The 13,629-nt window shown below is 73.3% G+C and carries 13 protein-coding genes; 10 read left to right on the top strand and 3 right to left on the bottom strand.

Translation table 11 applies throughout. From position 1 onward, the window contains the following. Nucleotides 1–128: 128 nt before the first annotated feature. From ACZ6JS_RS14230 to ACZ6JS_RS14220, 3 genes are all read left to right on the top strand, one after another. Nucleotides 129–1,232: a PP2C family protein-serine/threonine phosphatase gene (locus ACZ6JS_RS14230; RefSeq protein ID WP_469297874.1), complete on the top strand. Its 1,104-nt coding sequence runs from the start codon at nt 129–131 to the stop codon at nt 1,230–1,232. A 336-nt stretch (nt 1,233–1,568) separates the two neighbouring features. Continuing rightward, complete coding sequence (locus ACZ6JS_RS14225) at nt 1,569–2,909, top strand: transcriptional regulator (protein ID WP_469297873.1); 1,341 nt, start codon at nt 1,569–1,571, stop codon at nt 2,907–2,909. Between the two features lie 53 nt (nt 2,910–2,962). Further along, a complete protein-coding gene (locus ACZ6JS_RS14220) occupies nt 2,963–3,499 on the top strand; it encodes an NUDIX hydrolase (protein WP_469297872.1) in 537 nt (178 codons plus the stop codon). Between the two features lie 32 nt (nt 3,500–3,531). Here ACZ6JS_RS14220 and ACZ6JS_RS14215 read toward each other — a convergent pair whose 3' ends face one another. After that, the gene (locus ACZ6JS_RS14215; RefSeq protein WP_469297871.1) at nt 3,532–4,425 is read right to left on the bottom strand and encodes a 3-hydroxybutyryl-CoA dehydrogenase; all 894 of its coding nucleotides are present in this window, start codon (nt 4,423–4,425) and stop codon (nt 3,532–3,534) included. Nucleotides 4,426–4,564: 139 nt separating this feature from the next. On the opposite strand from ACZ6JS_RS14215, the gene ACZ6JS_RS14210 reads away from it, so the two are divergent. Continuing rightward, nucleotides 4,565–5,806, top strand: a complete 1,242-nt coding sequence (locus ACZ6JS_RS14210; protein WP_469297870.1) for a glycoside hydrolase family 10-like protein — start codon at nt 4,565–4,567, stop codon at nt 5,804–5,806. Between the two features lie 2 nt (nt 5,807–5,808). Here ACZ6JS_RS14210 and ACZ6JS_RS14205 read toward each other — a convergent pair whose 3' ends face one another. Further along, on the bottom strand, nt 5,809–6,006 hold the full coding sequence (locus tag ACZ6JS_RS14205; RefSeq protein WP_030841812.1) for a DUF1918 domain-containing protein: 198 nt from the start codon (nt 6,004–6,006) through the stop codon (nt 5,809–5,811). Between the two features lie 33 nt (nt 6,007–6,039). Beyond that, a complete protein-coding gene (locus tag ACZ6JS_RS14200; protein WP_469297869.1) occupies nt 6,040–6,969 on the bottom strand; it encodes a DMT family transporter in 930 nt (309 codons plus the stop codon). Here ACZ6JS_RS14200 and ACZ6JS_RS14195 point away from each other — a divergent pair. The 6 genes from ACZ6JS_RS14195 (at nt 6,968) to ACZ6JS_RS14170 (ending at nt 13,629) form a co-directional block, all read left to right on the top strand. After that, the gene (locus tag ACZ6JS_RS14195) at nt 6,968–8,416 is read left to right on the top strand and encodes an aminotransferase-like domain-containing protein (RefSeq protein ID WP_469297868.1); all 1,449 of its coding nucleotides are present in this window, start codon (nt 6,968–6,970) and stop codon (nt 8,414–8,416) included. The genes ACZ6JS_RS14200 and ACZ6JS_RS14195 overlap by 2 nt on opposite strands. A gap of 31 nt (nt 8,417–8,447) precedes the next feature. Beyond that, on the top strand, nt 8,448–9,023 hold the full coding sequence (locus ACZ6JS_RS14190) for a histidine phosphatase family protein (RefSeq protein WP_469297867.1): 576 nt from the start codon (nt 8,448–8,450) through the stop codon (nt 9,021–9,023). Between the two features lie 265 nt (nt 9,024–9,288). After that, nucleotides 9,289–10,317, top strand: a complete 1,029-nt coding sequence (gene argC, locus ACZ6JS_RS14185) for an N-acetyl-gamma-glutamyl-phosphate reductase (protein WP_469297866.1) — start codon at nt 9,289–9,291, stop codon at nt 10,315–10,317. Then, the gene (argJ, locus tag ACZ6JS_RS14180; RefSeq protein WP_469297865.1) at nt 10,314–11,486 is read left to right on the top strand and encodes a bifunctional glutamate N-acetyltransferase/amino-acid acetyltransferase ArgJ; all 1,173 of its coding nucleotides are present in this window, start codon (nt 10,314–10,316) and stop codon (nt 11,484–11,486) included. The genes argC and argJ overlap by 4 nt, the downstream gene beginning before the upstream one ends. Next, a complete protein-coding gene (argB, locus tag ACZ6JS_RS14175) occupies nt 11,483–12,427 on the top strand; it encodes an acetylglutamate kinase (protein ID WP_469297864.1) in 945 nt (314 codons plus the stop codon). The genes argJ and argB overlap by 4 nt, the downstream gene beginning before the upstream one ends. Then, nucleotides 12,424–13,629, top strand: coding sequence for an acetylornithine transaminase (locus ACZ6JS_RS14170; RefSeq protein WP_469297863.1), 1,206 nt, complete (start codon nt 12,424–12,426; stop codon nt 13,627–13,629). The genes argB and ACZ6JS_RS14170 overlap by 4 nt, the downstream gene beginning before the upstream one ends.

Here is a 13,629-nt window from a genome sequence, read left to right as displayed (position 1 = left end):
AGGCCTGATGAGGGGCGTATCCGCGACTGGATGCGCCCCTCACTCATTCGGGTGAGAACCCCCTGGGGCCATGTCGGGGGCCGCCGTCCGGTCGACACAATCGATCCGGCCGGAGGGGAGTCCTACGGATGATCACGCGCGGGGAGATGGCCCGGGTGCGCCGGGTGTGCGTCGCGGCCTGGGGCGGCGCCGCGGTGTCCTGGGAGCTGTCCACCCCAGGCATGCTGCTGCCCAGCCTTGCCACGTGCGCCGCCTTCCTGCTGCTGGCCACCGGGTGCGCCCTGCACATCCGGCGCGGCCTGCTGGCCGAGCTGCGCCGGTCGCAGGAGATCGCGGGCGCTGCGCAGCGCGTCCTGCTGCGGCCGCTGCCCGGGCGGATCGCCGGCCTGACCCTCGCCGCGGCGCAGCTCTCCGCGAGCCGGGGCGCCGCGGTGGGCGGCGACCTGTACGAGGCGGTGCCGACGGCCCACGGGATCCGGGTCGTCATCGGGGACGTACGGGGCCACGGGCTGCCTGCGCTGGGAGCGGCGGCCGCCGTCCTCGGCGCCTTCCGCGAGGCGGCGTACGACGAGCCCTCGCTCGGCGGCGTCCTGCGGCGGATGGAACGGGCCCTGGGCCGGCACGTACGGGACCGCGCCCGGGCCGAGCACCCGTCGGCCTGCCCGGCGGAGCCGGACTCACCGGCGGCGGAGGAGTTCGTGACCGTGCTGCTCCTCCAGATCGGCCCGGACGACTCCCTGACGGCCCTGAACTGCGGCCATCCCTGGCCGTACCTGATCCGCCCGGCCCCGGAACCCTGCGCGGCGCGCAGCCGCGGCTCCACCCCGGTCTCCGCGCCTGGAACGTCCCCGTTCACCGCCGGGAGGCACCCCCGGGCGGGGCTGTATCCGGAGTCCGGCACAGGGGAACGCCCCCCGCGGCCGGCCTCGGTCGTAAGACCGCTCGACGGGGAGACGCTGCCGCCGCTCGGGGTGATTCCGTTACCGCCGCACCCTCGGGCGCACCCGTGCGGTGAACTCCGGCCCGGGGAGACGCTGTTCCTGCACACCGACGGCGCCGAGGACGCACGCGACCCCGCCGGGCGGTTCTTCCCGCTGCGGAGCGTCCTGGCTGGGGCACCGCTCACGCCCGCGCGGCTGGTCGCGGGCGTGCACGCGGCCCTGCTCCGGCACACGGGCGGGCGGCTCGGCGACGACGTCGCCCTGGTGGTTCTCCGCAACGACCGGTACTGACCACGTACGCCGGGCCCGGTGGATGGGCCCGGCGCACGTCCGGTCCGGTTCACTGCCGGAGCCCGGCGACCAACCGGACGCCGACGGAACCGGAAGGCGCCGCCCGCCTGCCATGGAGTGTCGGGCAGACAGCAGGACGGGCGGCGCGGTGACGGGTCGTCGCACTGTTCGAGGGGGAGCCGACGACCCGAGCTCCTCTTGGCGAGGGTCTTCAGTGAAGCGCCTCCAGGGGTCCGTGCGGCAGAGTGCGGATCGCATTTATGCGCGTACTCACTTCACACCCCGTGTGAACCGCGCACCCACTAGCCTGATACCGACGAGCTCCGGGAGCGGCCCATGCAGCCCAATGTCCTGCTCGACGCCCTCCTCGCCGAGGCGGGCATGTCCCACGCCGGGCTCGCCGCCCACGTGAACCAGGCGGGGCGCACGCGGGGGTTGGCCCTGCGCTACGAACACACCGCCGTGACACGGTGGTTGAAGGGCCAGCGCCCCCGCGGCCAGGTCCCCGACCTGATCTGCGAGGTGCTCGGCGGCCGGCTGCGGCGGCCCGTCGGACTGGACGACATCGGCCTCGGGGTGTCGGACCACCCGGTGTCCCTGCACGCCTCCCCGCTCAGCGGGTTCGTGGACCGGGCCGCCGCCCTGTGGCGCTCCGACGGCCAGGCCCGGCCGCAACTGCTCACCGCCGAGGCGGTCACCGGCACCCCGGCCGTGATCCCGGTCTGGGAATGGGAGAATCCGCCGGAGGACGTCGACGTCTCGCGCGACGGCCCCCACCGGATCGGTCCCGAGCACGTGGAGATCCTCAAGGCTGCCCGAGCCCACTACGAGCTGATGTACCGCCGGACCGGCGGCATGGCCACCCGCGACCGGATCGTCCGCTTCCTCGGTACGGAGACCGCGCCGATGCTGCGCGGGAGTTACCCCGACGACCTCGGCCGCCGACTGCACCGGGCCACCGGGTCCCTGGTCGCGGTGGCGGGGATCTGCGCGTACGACTCGGACGCGCACGGGCTGGCGCAGCGCTACTTCCACCAGGCGCTGCGCCTGGCCAAGGCGAGCGGGGACCGGGGGCTCGGCGCGTACGTGATCGCCCTGATCGTCAACCAATGCCTGCACCTGCGGGAATACCGCCAGGCCGTCGCCTTCGCCGAGGCCGCGCTGCGCGCCGCCGGCCGGCACACCACCCCGGCGCTCGCCGCCGACCTGCACGCCATGCAGGCCAAGGCGTACGCCCAACTGGGCGACGGGCAGGCCGCGCTGGCGTGCATCCGCGGCGCCGAGGCGGCCGCCGCGCGGATCCGCCCGGGCAGTGAACCGGACGAGACCGGCTACGTCCAGCCCGGCCTCGTCAACGTGCAGGTCGCTGAGGCACTGCTCAGTCTGGGGGATCTGGAGGCGGCGCGGGTCCAGGCGGCCGCTGCCGTCGGCACCCCCGCGCACGACCGCGGCCGGGTGCACCGGCTGGCGATGCTCTGCGAGATCCAGCTCCGTCAGGGAGAGGCGGACCGGGCCGCTGCGAGCGCGGCCGAGATGGCCGAGCGGGCCCGCGGCATGGAGTCGCTGCGGCTGCGCGATCGGCTGCGGGCGGTCCGCCAACAGCTTCTGACCAGCGGTTGTTCGGACGCGCAGGAGACCGTACGGCTCATCGACGGGGCGCTGCGCGTTCCGCTGTGACAGGGCAGCTGCTGCCATGTTTGCCACCTACTCGAACGGAAGGTGGCACAGCCGTGCAGTGGACGAACCTGAGTGAGCAGACTGTGTACAAGAACCGATGGTTCGATGTGAATCTCGCCGACGTGGAACTCCCCGACGGCCGGCACCTGGACCACTTCGTGATCCGGCTGCGCCCGGTGGCCGTGGCCACGGCCGTCAACGAGGCCAACGAGGTGCTGCTGCTCTGGCGGCACCGCTTCATCACCGACAGCTGGGGCTGGGAACTGCCCGCCGGGGTCGTCGAGGACGGCGAGGACATCGCCGCCGCGGCGGCCCGGGAGATGGAGGAGGAGTCGGGCTGGCGGCCCGGCCCGCTCCACCACCTGATGACCGTCGAGCCGTCCAACGGGCTGACCGACGCCCGCCACCACCTGTACTGGGCGGACGGGGCCACCTGGACCGGCCACCCCGAGGACGACTTCGAGTCCTCGCGCCGCGAGTGGGTCCCCCTCAAGCTCGTGCCGGACATGATCGCGGACGGGGAGATCCCGGCCGCCAACATGGCTGCCGGGCTGCTCCTGCTGCACCACCTGCGGCTCGGCCGGCCGTAGCGGTCGGGCCACCCCTGCGGCCGGCCGCGCGGTCAGCCGTACGGGTAGAAGCCCGCGCCCGTCTTGCGGCCCAGGCGGCCGGCGTCGACCATCCGCTGGAGCAGCGGGGGAGCGGCGTACAGCGGCTCCTTGTACTCGGCGTACATCGAGTCGGCGATCGAGGCGATGGTGTCCAGACCGATGAGGTCGGACAGCTTCAGCGGGCCCATCGGGTGGGCGCAGCCCAGCTCCATGCCGTTGTCGATGTCCTCGCGGCTCGCGATGCCCGACTCGAACATCCGGATCGCGGACAGCAGGTAGGGGACGAGGAGCGCGTTGACGACGAAGCCGGAACGGTCCTGGGCGCGGACCGCGTGCTTGCCGAGCACGTCCCGCACCAGGGCCTCTGCCCGCTTGATCGTCTCCTCGCCCGTGGTCAGCGCCGGGATCAGCTCGACGAGCTTCTGCACGGGGGCGGGGTTGAAGAAGTGGATGCCGATGACCTGGTCGGGCCGCGAGGTCGCGACGGCCAGCTTGACCAGCGGGATCGAGGAGGTGTTGGAGGCGAGGATCGCGTCCGGGCGGGTGATCACCTGGTCGAGGACCTGGAAGATCTCCGTCTTGATCTGCTCGTTCTCGACGACCGCCTCGATGACGAGGTCGCGGTCGGCGAACTCGCCGAGGTCGGTGGTGAAGGTGAGGCGGGCCAGGGTGGCGTCCCGCTCCTCTTCGGTGATCTTGCCGCGCTCGGCGGCCTTGGTCAGGGAGTTCTGAAGCCGGGTACGGCCGATCTCCAGGGCTTCCCCGGTGGTCTCGGCGACCTTGACCTCAAGGCCGCTTCGGGCGCACACCTCGGCGATACCCGCGCCCATCTGGCCACAGCCCACTACGCCGACCCGTGTGATGTCGGAAGGGAGGTCAGTCACTTCGTGCCTTTCGCAGCTCATCCGTCGGCGGGTCCCCCGTGTGATTCCGGCGCCCGCCACGCCCCCCGACGTTACTCCCGACCTTGCGGGGCACGGCGGGCCGGGGCGGGCATGCTGGGCGGACACCGCGGATCGTCACTCAGCGAAACGGAGAGGTCACATGGCGCACATCGGTCGACGGGCACTGCTGGCAGGGGCGGCGGCGGTGATCGCCGCCGCGACGGGGGGAGCGGCGTTCGCCGCGCCGCGGAGCTCGGGCCGGCTTTCCGGGAGAGGCGCCGGCAGCCCCGAGTTCCGGGGGATGTGGATCGCGTCCGTCTCGAACGTGGACTGGCCCTCGCGCAGCGGGCTGTCGGCCGCGGCCCAGCGCAGGGAACTGCTCGGCCTGCTCGACACCGCCGTGCGCCGCCGGCTCAACGCGGTGGTCCTCCAGGTCCGGCCGGCTGCCGACGCGCTGTGGCCGTCCCCCTTCGAGCCCTGGTCGCAGTGGCTGACGGGACAGCAGGGCGTCGATCCGGGCTGGGACCCCCTCGGTACGGCCGTCGCGGAGGCACACGCCCGCGGTCTGGAACTGCACGCCTGGTTCAACCCGTACCGGGTGGCCAACCACACCGACTTCGACCGGCTGGTGCCCGAGCACCCGGCGCGGCAGGACGGCTGGACGGTCGAGTACGGCGGGAAGCTCTACTACAACCCGGGGGTGCCCGAGGTTCGGCGGTTCGTTCAGGAGGCCATGCTCGACGCGGTCACCCGCTACCCGCTGGACGCCGTGCACTGGGACGACTACTTCTACCCCTATCCGGTGGAGGGCGAGTACTTCGACGACGACGACGCCTACGACGAGTACGGCGGCGGCTTCGCGTCGCGGGCGGCGTGGCGCCGTAACAACACCGACACCCTGGTTCGCGAGATGTCGCAGCGGCTGCGCGCCCTGCGTCCCGCGGTCAGGTTCGGCATCAGCCCCTTCGGGATCTGGCGCAACTCCGACCGGGACCCGGCCGGCTCGAAGACCCGTGGCCTCGCGGCGTACGACGACCTGTACGCGGACACCCGCAAATGGGTCAGGGAGGGCTGGATCGACTACGTCGTGCCGCAGGCCTACTGGCACATCGGGCACTCGACGGCCGACTACGCGGCGCTCGTCCCCTGGTGGGCCCGGACCGTCGCGGGCACGAAGGCGGACCTGTACGTGGGGGAGGCGCTGTACCGCTGCGATGCGGCCAGCCCCACCGCGGCCTGGCGGGATCCGGCGGAGCTGTCGAAGCACGTGCGGTTCGCCCGGGGATACCCGGAGGTCCGCGGCCACGTCTACTTCTCGGCGAAGCAGGTGGCCGCGGACCCCAACGGGGCGATGGCACGTGTGGTCGCCGACCACTACGGCTCGGCTGTGCCCCCGCGGTGAATTCAGTGCCCGGGCTCAGCGGGGTGGCGGACGACGCAGTCGGGTCCGGGAGCCATCAGCGCTTCGTGTCCGTCCTGGAAGCGGACCCGGTACGGGGGCGTCCCGTTCTCGCCGAGCACCTGGGTGATCTCGCCCACCTTGTCGGGTTGTCCGACGATCCTGCCGTGCTGCACCAACTGGTCGCCCTCGGTAGCTCGCATGTCTGACCTCCTCGGTGGCGCTCCGATCCGGTGCTAGCAGTTTAGGTCGTTCTGTGGCTGTTTGACCCGTTGGGTCACCGCAATGCAGATGAGAACCGCGCAGGCCGCGGCCGGTGCGGCGGGGGCGAGGTGCTCCCCGAGCAGTGCCACGGACCAGACCAGGGTCAGCAGCGGCTGCGCGAGCTGGAGCTGGCTGGCCCGGGGTGCTCCGATCTCGGCCATGCCGCGGTACCAGACGTACAGGCCGAGGAAGGTGGAGCCGGCCGCCGCCCAGGCCAGCCCGGCCAGGCCGTGGGCGGTGAGGTGCACCGGCTCGTACATGAGCCCGAGCGCCGAGCCGGCCACGGTGAGGGGCAGGCACAGCACGAGGGCCCAGCCGATCACCTGCCAGCCCGGCAGGACGCGGGCGAGCCGGCCGCCCTCGGTGTACCCGGCCGCGCACACCAGCAGTGCGGCGAACAGGTAGCCGTCGCCGGTGGAGAGGGAGCCGCCGCTCTGCGCCAGGGTGAAGCCGAGCACCACCGCGGCCCCGGCCACAGCCGCCGCCCAGAAGGCCCGCGGGGGCCGGTGGCCGGTACGCAGCGCGGACAGGGCGGCCGTGGTCAGCGGCAGGAGGCCGACGACGACAGCGGCGTGCGAGGTGGTGGAGGTCCGCAGCGCCAGGGTCGTCAGCAGGGGGAAGCCGACGACCACCCCGGCGGCGACGACGGCGAGGCCCGCCCAGTGCTCGCGGGCCGGCGGCGCCACCCGGCGTGCCAGCAGGAAGACTCCCGCGATTGCGGCGGCCAGGACGCTGCGCAGGGCCACCAGTGACCACGGGCCGAAGCTCTCCAGGCCCCAGGCGGTGGCGGGGAAGGTCAGCGAGAAGGCGACGACGCCGAGCGCGGCGAGGGCCGTGCCCCGCAGGAGCGGATTCTTCACCGCTATCGCGGTCGGGAGAGTAGCGCTATTCTGTCCTGTCATGTATGAGCGTAGCAGTGTCGCGGAGCTGGCCGATTCTCTGAGGTCCGAGCTCAACCGCTACTCGACAGGTGGAAAGCTGCCCTCGAGTCGTGCTCTGGTCGAGCGCTTCCGGGTCAGTCCGGTCACCGTTTCCCGGGCGCTCGCGCAGCTCGCCGCCGAGGGCCTCGTCGTCACGCGGCCCGGCGCCGGCGTCTTCCGTGCCGCCCCGCGTACGGGGCTCCCTGCGGCCGGCGACACCTCCTGGCAGGAGGTCGCGCTCAGCGCCGAGGGGGCCGGCGACGTCGTCCCGCGCTCCGTGGACGCCTCCGGCGTGCTGGCCTGCCTGGCCGCGCCGCCGCCGTCGGTCATCCCCCTCAACAGCGGATACCTGCACGCCTCCATCCAGCCCGAGCGGGCCATGGCCGCCGCCCTCGCCCGGGCCGGGCGGCGCCCCGGAGCCTGGGACAGGCCGCCCATGGAGGGGCTGCCCGAGCTTCGCGACTGGTTCGCCCGCGAGATCGGCGGGGCGGTCGGGGCCGCCGACGTCGTGGTGACCGCGGGCGGGCAGAGCGCGCTGACCACCGCCCTGCGGGCGTTGGCCCCGCCCGGGGCGCCGATCCTCGTGGAGTCCCCGACCTACCCCGGGCTGCTGGCCATCGCCCGCGCCTCCGGGTGCCGGCCTGTGCCCGTGCCGGTGGACGCCGACGGGGTCCGGCCGGAACTGCTGGCCGCCGCCTTCGAAGCGACCGGGGCGCGCGTGTTCGTCTGCCAGCCGCTTTTCCAGAACCCGACCGGTGCGGTGCTGGCCCCGGCGCGCCGGGCCGAGGTGCTGCGGATCGCCCGGGCAGCCGGGGCCTTCGTGGTCGAGGACGACTACGCCCGCGCCCTCGGGCACGACGACTGCGGGCCGCTGCCCGCGACCCTGGCCGCCGAGGACCAGGACGGGGTCGTCGTGCACGTCAGGTCCCTGACCAAGGCCACCTCGCCCAGCCTGCGGGTCGGCGCGCTGGCCGCCCGCGGCCCGGTGGTGGACCGGCTGCGCGCCGTCCAGGTCGTGGACAGCTTCTTCGTGCCCCGGCCGCTCCAGGAGGCGGCGCTGGAGCTGGTCGGCGCGCCCGCCTGGCCGCGCCACCTGCGCATGGTGGCCGCCGAACTGCGCCATCGGCGGGACGTGCTCGCCGGCGCGCTGCGGCGGGAGCTGCCCGGCCTGACCGTGCACCGTCCGCCGTCGGGCGGCTATCAGCTGTGGGCCAGGATGACCGGGGGCGGCGACGACGCGTCGTTCGCTGCCACGGCCCTGCGCGCCGGGGTGGCGGTGGCCCCCGGCCGCCCCTACTTCTGCGCCGAACCACCCGCTCCCTACGTCCGCCTGAGCTTCGCCGGGGTCTCCGGCCCGGGCGAACTGGTGGAGGCCGTGCAGCGCGTGCGCGTGGGGCTGGGGGAGGAGGCGCCTGCCCGGGACGCTTGACCCGCCGCCCCGCGCGGCCCACCATCACCGCATGCATGTTCGGGTTTCGCTTGTCGCCGCAGCCCGTAGTTCCTCGCTGCTCGCCGAGCGCTTCGACGACGACCGCCCGCTGGACGGGGTCGGCTGGCGGGCGGTGGAGTGCGCCGCGCAGGGCCTCGTACCCCTGGGCGCGGCCGAGTTGCGCTACTGCTCGCCGACCCCGCGCAGCCGGGCCACCGGCGAGGCCCTCGGGTACGCGCCCCTGGCCCAGCCGGCGCTGCGCGAGTGCGACATGGGCCGCTGGCGGGGGCTCACCCTCGGCGAGGTGACCGCCCGGGAGCCCGAAGCGGTGGACCTGTGGCTCAGCGACCCGCGGGCCGCCCCGCACGGCGGGGAGTCGCTGCTCGCCTTCATCTCCCGGATCGGCGGCTGGCTCGACACGCGGCCGGCCGACGACGGCGGCGCGATCGTGGCGGTGGCGGAGCCCTCGGTGGTCCGCGCCGCACTGGTCTACGCCCTGAAGGCGCCCCCGCTGACCTACTGGAACGTGGACGTCCGGCCGCTGTCGACGATGACCCTCACGGGCTCCCCCGGCCAATGGCACCTCTGCTTGCAGGCCCCGGCGTAATCCGCTCGGGCCGCACGCGCGGGTCGGGGACCGTCTCGTCGACGGGACCACCGGAGTGGCACCGGGCGGTCCAACACGGTCCACCGCGGCTCCGGCGCCCTGTCACCGGTGCGATCCCCGCCGCGGCGGGTGCTTTCCTGCTAGACATCTTTCGCAGGGTGCGCGCCGCGCCCCTTCCCTCGGCGAGGCCCTTCCACCGCCGCTCCACGACATTGCATAAACGTGCGTCGGTACGTATAGTCATGCCATCGATGAGGAGGGTCCGATGGTGGTACGTGTAGCGGTGGCCGGAGCGAGCGGGTACGCGGGCGGAGAAGTCCTGCGCCTGCTGCTCTCGCACCCCGAGGTGGAGATCGGCGCCCTGACCGGCAACTCCAACGCCGGACAGCTCCTCGGCTCCCTGCAACCGCACCTCGTGCCGCTCGCCGGGCGGACCCTGCAGGCGACCACCCAGGAGGCCCTCGCCGGCCACGACGTCGTCTTCCTCGCCCTCCCGCACGGCCAGTCCGCCGCCGTCGCCGCCCAGCTCGGCGACGACGTCCTCGTCGTCGACATGGGCGCCGACCACCGTCTCAAGGACGCCGCCGACTGGGACAGGTTCTACGGTGCACCGCACGCCGGCACCTGGCCCTACGGCCTCCCCGAACTCCCCGGCGCCCGCGCCGGACTGGAAGGAGCCAAGCGGATCGCGGTCCCCGGCTGCTTCCCCACCGCCGTCTCCCTCGCGCTCTACCCGGCCTACCAGGGGCAGCTCGCCGAACCCGAGGCCGTGATCGTCGCCGCCACCGGCACCTCCGGCGCGGGCAAGGCGCTCAAGCCGCACCTGCTCGGCGCCGAGGTCATGGGCAACGTGACCCCGTACGGCGTCGGCGGCGGCCACCGCCACACGCCCGAGATGGTGCAGAACCTCAGCCCGCTCGCCGGTGAGCGCGTCTGCGTGTCCTTCACGCCGACCCTCGTGCCCATGCCCCGCGGCATCCTCGCCACCTGCTCGGCCAAGGCCCGGCCCGGCACCACGGCGGAATCGCTGCGCGCCGCCTACGAGAAGGCCTACGCCGACGAGCCCTTCGTCCACCTGCTGCCCGAGGGCCGCATGCCGTCCACCAAATCCGTCCACGGCTCCAACGCCGCCCATGTCCAGGTCGCCTACGACGAGTCCGCCCGGCGGATCATCGCCGTCAGCGCCATCGACAACCTCACCAAGGGCACCGCAGGCGGTGCGGTGCAGAGCATGAACATCGCCCTCGGGCTGCCCGAGCAGCTCGGGCTTTCCACGATTGGAGTCGCGCCGTGAGCGTTACGGCTGCACAGGGATTCACGGCGGCGGGCATCGCCGCCGGGATCAAGGCCAACGGCAACCCGGACCTCGCCCTCGTGGTCAACAACGGGCCGCGCCTGGCGGCCGCCGGCGTCTTCACCTCCAACCGCGTCAAAGCCGCGCCCGTGCACTGGTCCGAGCAGGTCCTGCGCGGCGGCACCGTCAGCGCCGTGGTCCTCAACTCCGGCGGCGCCAACGCCTGCACCGGTTCCAAGGGCTTCCAGGACACCCACGCCACCGCCGAGAAGGCCGCCGCCACACTCAACGGGCACGGCCGGGGCGGCGAGCACAACGCCGGCGAGATCGCGGTCGCCTCCACCGGCCTGATCGGCGTCCTGCTCCCCATGGACAAGCTGCTCCCCGGCATCGAGACCGCCGCCGCGGCGCTGTCCGAGGACGGCGGCGAGGCCGCCGCCATCGCCATCAAGACCACCGACACCGTGCACAAGACCGCCGCGGTCTCCCAGGACGGCTGGACGGTGGGCGGCATGGCCAAGGGCGCGGGCATGCTCGCCCCGGGACTGGCCACCATGCTCGTCGTCCTCACCACCGACGCCGACGTGGACGCCGCCGCCCTCGACGAGGCGCTGCGCTCCGCCACCCGCACCACCTTCGACCGGGTCGACTCCGACGGCTGCATGTCCACCAACGACACGGTGCTGCTGCTCGCCTCCGGGGCGTCCGGCCGGACCCCCGCCCCCGCCGACTTCGCCGACGCTGTGCGCAAGGTCTGCGACGACCTGGCCCGCCAGCTGATCGGCGACGCCGAGGGCGCCAGCAAGGACATCCGCATCGAGGTCATCGGCGCCGCCAGCGAGGACGACGCGGTCGAGGTCGGCCGTTCCATCGCCCGCAACAACCTGCTCAAGTGCGCCATCCACGGCGAGGACCCGAACTGGGGCCGCGTGCTGTCCGCGATCGGCACCACCAAGGCCGCCTTCGACCCGGACCGGCTGAACGTCGCCATCAACGGCGTGTGGGTCTGCAGGAACGGCTCGGTCGGCGAGGACCGCGACCTGGTCTCGATGAAGGACCGGGAGGTCCGCATCACCGCCGACCTCTCCACCGGCGGCGAGTCGGCCGTCATCTGGGCCAACGACCTGACCGCCGAGTACGTCCACGAGAACAGCGCCTACTCCTCATGAGCGACGAGAAGGCCGGGCAGCCCGGCACCTCCGGCGGCACCGCCCGCAAGCACACGGCTCTGCCCAAGGCGCAGATCCTGATCGAGGCCCTGCCCTGGCTCCGGCGCCACAACGGCAAGATCGTCGTCATCAAGTTCGGCGGCAACGCCATGATCGACGAGGACCTCAAGGCAGCCTTCGCCCAGGACGTGGTCTTCCTGCACCAGGCCGGCCTGAAGCCCGTCGTCGTGCACGGCGGCGGCCCGCAGATCAACGCCCAGCTCGACAAGCAGGGCCTGGTCAGCGAGTTCAAGGCCGGCCTGCGCGTGACGACCCCGGAGGCCATGGACGTCGTACGGATGGTCCTGGCCGGCCAGGTCCAGCGCGAGCTGGTCGGCCTGCTCAACCAGCACGGGCCGCTCGCCGTCGGCATGACCGGCGAGGACGCCCGCACCATCACCGCGACCAAGCACAGCCCGGAGATCGACGGCGAGCTCATCGACATCGGCCGGGTCGGCGAGATCACCGACGTCGACACCGGTGCCATCGAGGCGCTGCTGGCCGACGGCCGGATCCCGGTCATCTCCTCCATCGCCCGCAGCGCCGACGACCACCACGTCTACAACGTCAACGCCGACACGGCCGCCGCGGCCCTCGCCGCCTCCCTCGGCGCCGAGACGCTGATGGTCCTCACCGACGTGGAGGGCCTCTACGCCGACTGGCCGAACAGCGACGAGGTCATCAGCCGGCTCACCGTCAGCGAGCTGCAGAAGCTGCTGCCCGAGCTGTCCAGCGGCATGGTGCCCAAGATGGAGGGCTGCCTGCACGCCGTGCGCGGCGGCGTCGGCACCGCCCGCGTCCTCGACGGACGCATCCCGCACTCGATCCTGCTGGAGATCTTCACCGACTCCGGCATCGGCACGATGGTCGTGCCCGACCTACCGCCAGGGGGAGCAGCATGACGAAGGGCACCGGAAACCAGGAGTACGGCGCACGGTGGCAGGGCGCGCTGGCCGACAACTACGGCACGCCCGCCCTCGCCCTCGTACGCGGCCGGGGCGCCCAGGTCTGGGACGCCGACGGCAAGCAGTACACCGACTTCGTCGGCGGCATCGCCGTCAACGCCCTGGGCCACGCCCACCCGGCGATCGTGACGGCCGTGACCGAGCAGATCTCGACGCTCGGCCACGTCTCCAACCTCTTCGCCTCCGAGCCGGTCATCGCGCTCGGCGAGCGGCTGCTCCAGCTCTTCGGCCGCCCGGGCGAGGTCTTCTTCTGCAACTCCGGCGCCGAGGCCGTCGAGGCCGCCTTCAAGATCGGCCGGCTGACCGGGCGGACCCGCATGGTCGCCACCCACGGCGGCTTCCACGGCCGGACCATGGGCGCCCTCGCGCTCACCGGCCAGCCGAAGAAGCAGGAGCCCTTCCTGCCCCTGCCCGGCGAGGTCACCCACGTCCCGTACGGGGATGTCGAGGCCCTGCGGGCCGCCGTCACCGAGGAGACCGCGCTCGTCGTCATCGAGCCCATCCAGGGCGAGAACGGCGTCGTCGTGCCCCCGGCCGGATACCTGACGGCCGCCCGCGAGATCACCCGGGCCACCGGCGCCCTGCTGGTCCTGGACGAGGTCCAGACCGGCATCGGCCGCTGCGGCCAGTGGTTCGAGCACCAGGCCCACGAGGGCGTCGAGCCCGACATCGTCACCCTGGCGAAGGGGCTCGGCGGCGGCCTCCCCATCGGCGCCGTGGTCGCCTTCGGGCCCGCCGCCGGCCTGCTCCGGCCGGGTCAGCACGGCACCACCTTCGGCGGAAACCCGGTCGCCTGCGCCGCCGGCCTCGCCGTCATCGACACCATCGCCGCCGACGGCCTGCTCGACCGGGTCAAGGCGCGGGGAGAGCGGCTGCGCTCGGGCATCGAGTCGTCGGGGCACCCGCTGGTGTCCCACGTCCGCGGCGCCGGACTGCTGCTGGGTATCGTGCTGACCGAGCCGCTCGCACCCAAGGTGCAGCAGGCGGCTCAGGACGCCGGCTTCCTGGTCAACGCGCCCGCCCCCGACGTCGTACGACTCATGCCCCCGTACGTACTCACCGAGGCCGAGGCGGACGCGTTCGTCCGGGCGCTGCCCGGCATCCTCGACGCAGCCAACGGGGACGGATCCGGAGAATGA

The sequence above is a fragment of the Streptomyces sp. NPDC046349 genome, from assembly GCF_055587885.1.
This window is presented reverse-complemented; position numbering and strand designations above follow the sequence as displayed.

Coding starts and splice junctions, on each gene's coding strand:
- ACZ6JS_RS14195 (WP_469297868.1), top strand. CDS start 6,968: ATGTATGAGCGTAGCAGTGTCGCGGAGCTGGCCGATTCTCTGAGGTCC.
- ACZ6JS_RS14190 (WP_469297867.1), top strand. CDS start 8,448: ATGCATGTTCGGGTTTCGCTTGTCGCCGCAGCCCGTAGTTCCTCGCTG.
- ACZ6JS_RS14215 (WP_469297871.1), bottom strand. CDS start 4,425: ATGAGCTGCGAAAGGCACGAAGTGACTGACCTCCCTTCCGACATCACA.
- ACZ6JS_RS14170 (WP_469297863.1), top strand. CDS start 12,424: ATGACGAAGGGCACCGGAAACCAGGAGTACGGCGCACGGTGGCAGGGC.
- argB (WP_469297864.1), top strand. CDS start 11,483: ATGAGCGACGAGAAGGCCGGGCAGCCCGGCACCTCCGGCGGCACCGCC.
- ACZ6JS_RS14230 (WP_469297874.1), top strand. CDS start 129: ATGATCACGCGCGGGGAGATGGCCCGGGTGCGCCGGGTGTGCGTCGCG.
- ACZ6JS_RS14210 (WP_469297870.1), top strand. CDS start 4,565: ATGGCGCACATCGGTCGACGGGCACTGCTGGCAGGGGCGGCGGCGGTG.
- argC (WP_469297866.1), top strand. CDS start 9,289: ATGGTGGTACGTGTAGCGGTGGCCGGAGCGAGCGGGTACGCGGGCGGA.
- ACZ6JS_RS14225 (WP_469297873.1), top strand. CDS start 1,569: ATGCAGCCCAATGTCCTGCTCGACGCCCTCCTCGCCGAGGCGGGCATG.
- ACZ6JS_RS14205 (WP_030841812.1), bottom strand. CDS start 6,006: ATGCGAGCTACCGAGGGCGACCAGTTGGTGCAGCACGGCAGGATCGTC.
- ACZ6JS_RS14200 (WP_469297869.1), bottom strand. CDS start 6,969: ATGACAGGACAGAATAGCGCTACTCTCCCGACCGCGATAGCGGTGAAG.